The organism is Acetobacter sp. AN02, assembly GCF_029759835.1.
Lineage (GTDB): Bacteria > Pseudomonadota > Alphaproteobacteria > Acetobacterales > Acetobacteraceae > Acetobacter.
This window is the reverse complement of the sequence record NZ_JAJJND010000136.1, coordinates 1-4,211: the sequence shown is the minus strand read 5'-3', so window position 1 is coordinate 4,211 and position 4,211 is coordinate 1. Positions and strand designations below refer to the sequence as shown.

Here is a 4,211-nt window from a genome sequence, read left to right as displayed (position 1 = left end):
CCCTCGCCCGACATGATCCACAGCTGTTTTCATATTATCGAAAATACCCCGGCGCGGCACGCCGCCCAGCATCCGGAAGGCCTCAGTCAGGGCGTCAAACAGCATTTCATGGGTCTGCAAGGGATAGGCCCGCAGAACGAAGGCCCGGCTGTAGCTGAGTTTGGTGTGGGCAACCTGAAGCTTGACGCGTCGGCCACCAACAACAGCCCAGTCCTCACCCCAGTCAAACTGAAAGGCCTCGCCCGGTTGAAAACGCAGGGGAATGAAGACACCGCGTCCCGTCGTCTGCAGGGCCAGCCTCTGCTCGGCCCGCCACGTCCGGATGAAGGCCGCAACACGGCCATATGACCCTTTGTAACCAAGGGCGACAAGGTCCGAATAAAGGCGCTTGCCCGTCCGACGCTGCTTGCGCGGGCGCATCGCCTCATGAGCAAGCCAGGTCTTCAGCTTTTCGGCAAACAAATCCAGTTTGCTCGGACGCTCTGATGCCCTGAAAACCGGCTCAACCGTGTCTGCCCGAAGATATTTCCGGATCGTGTTCCGCGACAGGCCCGTCCGACGCTCAATCTCGCGGATCAGCAGACCATCACGATGATGCCAACGACGCACAACGCTCAATAAATCCATGCTGATCACTTCTCCATAGGGCTCCGGTCAATTGAAACCGGAGCAGTGTCAGGCATGGGTCAATTCTCAGTGGAAATTTATACCCTTCCCGGGTCAGTTCTCGGTGAAAATCAACAGCCAGACGGTCAGGTTGAAAATATTGTTGCCATTGGTCATCGTCACCCAGCTCCCGTTCCGGCTGGGACTGCTTCGGCTGAAGCGGCGATCACGTGGGCGGCTGTCGGGAAGCTTGGTCTTGTTACGGGGAGCATGATTCCGGGGCCGGTTGGCACGGCATTTTCGACGGGGCTTGCTGTCGTGCAGTGGCAGTCGGGAGACAAAAGCGGCGCACTGGTTACACTGGGGCTGGGTGCTCTGAATCTGGTGGGCGTTGATGCGGCTGCCGGACGTGTGATCCTTGGAATGAAGGAGACGCAGGCCGCTGCGACGGCAGCGCGGGGTGTTGCGGCAGAAGGGCGGGCAGCGGCGACAGCATCTGATACGTGGCAGACGTATGAAAAAGGCTCAGTTGGGGCAGCTCAGCCTTCCCTGCCTGAAGGCTATAGCTGGGTTAAAAATGCTGAGGGCGATCTGGGGATTAAAACGCCCGAGGGTAAGGTCGTTTCTGATAGTCAGAGTAAAAAAGAGATTATCGGGAAAAATCCAGAAAGTCTTTCAAATCAAGAAGGCGTTACAGATAAAGCTTCAAATAGCAGAAATCTTTTTTGGGGAACTTGGAAGGACTATACTAAAGTCACTATAGGTGGTCGAGAATATGCGCAAATTGGCGGACGTAACTATTCGCGGCATGCCGTTGACCGGATGCAACCAAGTGGTCTTGGAACGCCAGTTGGTGCGGACGGCCCAGGTCGTAATGTTACGCCTAATATGGTTGAGGATATTATTAATGGTGGCTCGGTGAGGACGACAACGGTTAACGGGGTGCCTCGGGCAATTTATACGTCTGGAAATGTGAGTGTTGTTACCGAGGATGCCGGTAGGACGATTGTCACTATTTTGAGGAATAGTTCGCCATGACATCGGGATTTATTTACCCAGAAGTGATATCGGAAATCCTTGCAGTTTGCTCAGGTCACATCGCTGGATCAGTTTCAGCAGATGCCATGCAACGTTCGATTCAGCGTGGTGAAACTGCTATTGTTGCAGTTGAAGAAAATGACATTCGACGCTTTCTTACTGATATTGAGGGACAGTTAGAGTTGATTAAGTTCACCGTCGATGATGACAAGCAATTTTCTGAAACACAGAAAATTGCAAGCCAAGTAATTACATGGTTTGGTCAGCGGGAGAGCCGGGGAGGAGGTTATTCGTCTTAAAGACTGTTTCAAAAGCCGCCTAACAGTCTGTCGGGGTGGAGTACCTTATGAAGTGATTAGGCTGTAGGGTGATGGGATGAACGGCTTCATCCCGTTTGACCGGTCTCAGCCGTATCTTCTGCCGCCTGACTTGAAGTCGTGGCTTTCGGCTGATGATATGCCACATTTCATTGTCGCTGCCGTTGAGTGGGTTCCGATAATACGGCGTCCAGCCAGATGCAGGCGTTGCGGGACAATGCAGTCAGTGAGAGCAACCAGCTTGGACTGAGTATCGGGCAGGGTCTGAGCAGTGCCCAGCAGGCGGCGCTGACGTCTGACATTGTGCGGTATCAGAACGAGGTTGAGCGGCAGCCAGACACAGAATTACGGCACGACGGTTACAGCGGGCGGGAACGCGACACTTGCGGCCTTGGGGGAAGACCTGAAGGCAGCAGGGGCCACCCTGACATCCGAAGGGGCCACCACGCTTCTGGCAGGGAAATCTCTGGATCTGGGGGCTGTGACGAACAATAAATCAAAGAGTATTTCTGGCAACAAGAAGGGCTTCCTGACACATAGCAGCTTCTCGAACAGCCAGAGCAGCAGCGCGGATGTCGGCACGACGGTTGCTGCTGGCACGGATCTGACGGCGGTTTCTGGCGGCGACATGCATGTTGCGGGCATGGTGGGCGGCGGGGGCGATGTGAGCCTGCAGTCCGGCGGTTCCTTTACAGAAAGTGCGTTGCACCGCGCGTCCAGCCATCATGTTGCGGGCCTGCATCTGACACGCAGGGGGCCAGCGGCACGGTGGGCTACGGCTCCCGCACGGATACGCAGAGTGTCAGCAGCAGCACCTACACGCCGAGCGTAGTGGCCAGCATAGCGGCAGCCTGAGCATCAGCGCGAACGGTCCGGTGAAGATTGACGGGTCTGTTGTGGCTGCGGCGAAGGACCTGGGAATCAGCGGGTCATCCGTGGCCTTTACCACCGAGCAGAACAGCATGACCCAGACTGCGATGCACAAGGATAAGAGCATCGGGGTGACGGGGGGTATCTCTCCTGATTCCATGGTGGGTCAGGCGATTAACGGAGCCCTGGGGGCGAAATCGTCTGGCACGGGCGTGCAGTCAGCCCTTGCAGGGATCCAGACCGGCCTTAGCGAAGGGATGTCCGCAATTGGGGGTGAGACGACCAACAACATTATTGGTGGGCAGGTTTCGGTCGGGTTCTCAAGTAACAAGAGCCGGTCGGGCGAGACGCAGACCTGGAGGGTTCGAAAAACCCTCTGGTTTTGAGGTCTGCTCTGTGATTCCATTTTCCTTGCGTTGATTGGAGTATGGATCATGAAGCAGGCGGGATTTTTTGACGTTGAAGAGCGGCTTGCTCGGCTGAGCGGGCTCGGTGATCAGCTCGAAGCGTTTTCCCGGACTGTGAATTTTGCAGTGTTCCGCCCGGAACTGGAGAAGGCACTGGCGTATTCCGACGGAAGCAAAGGCGGGCGACCGCCGTTTGATCCGGTGCTGATGTTCAAGATCCTGGTGATCCAGACGCTGAACAATTTGTCCGATGAACGTACAGAGTATCTGATCAACGATTGCCTGTCGTTCATGCGCTTCCTTGGCCTGGGGCTTTCAGAGCGTGTTCCTGATGCCAAAACGGTCTGGCTGTGCCAAAAGCGCCTGACGCAGGCGGGAGCGATCGAGGGTCTGTTCAATCGCTTTGATACAACCCTGCGGAACGCAGGCTATCTGCCGATGTCGGGCCAGATCCTGGATGCAACGCTGGTGGCTGCTCCAAAGCAGCGCAACACGAACGCCGAGAAAGCCGATCTCCGGGCAGGCCGTGTTCCCGAAGACTGGCAGGACAAGCCGTCAAAGCTGTCGCACAAGGATCGTCATGCGCGATGGACGCTGAAGTTCACCAAAGCGAAGCGGCAGGACGATGGAACCATGCCGTCGAGTGATCTCGCTATCCCATTCTTTGGCTGCAAATCCCACGTCTCCATCGACCGGAAGTATCGGTTCATCCGGAAATGGAAGACAACAGATGCCGCTGCCAGTGATGGCGCGCGATTGAGAGAGGGGCTGCTGGATAAAACCAATACGGCCTCAAGCGTCTGGGCTGATACAGCGTATCGCTCAAAAGCCAATGAAGACTTCATGGAAAAGCAGGGCTTTGTCTCAAAGGTTCACAGGAAGAAGCCGCATCTCAAACTGAATTGCCCCGGGTTTTGTGGAGACAGAACGACCCGAGAGGTAAGAAGAATTCATGAGCAACAAATCGAAGCGT

The 4,211-nt window shown here is 55.7% G+C and carries 6 protein-coding genes; 5 read left to right on the top strand and 1 reads right to left on the bottom strand.

Annotated elements, in window-relative coordinates; genetic code table 11:
* Positions 1 to 627, bottom strand: a 627-nt coding sequence (gene istA, locus LOC54_RS11480) for an IS21 family transposase (RefSeq protein ID WP_279313928.1), incomplete at its 3' end; no start/stop codon positions are given.
* A gap of 54 nt (positions 628 to 681) precedes the next feature.
* On the opposite strand from istA, the gene LOC54_RS11475 reads away from it, so the two are divergent.
* The 5 genes from LOC54_RS11475 to LOC54_RS11455 form a co-directional block, all read left to right on the top strand.
* On the top strand, positions 682 to 1,644 hold the full coding sequence (locus LOC54_RS11475; RefSeq protein WP_279313927.1) for a hypothetical protein: 963 nt from the start codon (positions 682 to 684) through the stop codon (positions 1,642 to 1,644).
* Positions 1,641 to 1,943 carry a hypothetical protein gene (locus LOC54_RS11470; protein WP_279313926.1) on the top strand — a complete coding sequence of 101 codons (303 nt, stop codon included), beginning with the start codon at positions 1,641 to 1,643 and terminating at the stop codon, positions 1,941 to 1,943. The genes LOC54_RS11475 and LOC54_RS11470 overlap by 4 nt, the downstream gene beginning before the upstream one ends.
* 340 nt (positions 1,944 to 2,283) lie before the next feature.
* Positions 2,284 to 2,793, top strand: a complete 510-nt coding sequence (locus tag LOC54_RS11465; RefSeq protein ID WP_279313925.1) for a hemagglutinin repeat-containing protein — start codon at positions 2,284 to 2,286, stop codon at positions 2,791 to 2,793.
* Positions 2,794 to 2,836: 43 nt separating this feature from the next.
* The gene (locus LOC54_RS11460; RefSeq protein ID WP_279313924.1) at positions 2,837 to 3,217 is read left to right on the top strand and encodes a hypothetical protein; all 381 of its coding nucleotides are present in this window, start codon (positions 2,837 to 2,839) and stop codon (positions 3,215 to 3,217) included.
* Positions 3,218 to 3,262: 45 nt separating this feature from the next.
* The coding region (locus tag LOC54_RS11455) for an IS5 family transposase (RefSeq protein ID WP_279313929.1) at positions 3,263 to 4,211 on the top strand (949 nt) is incomplete at its 3' end.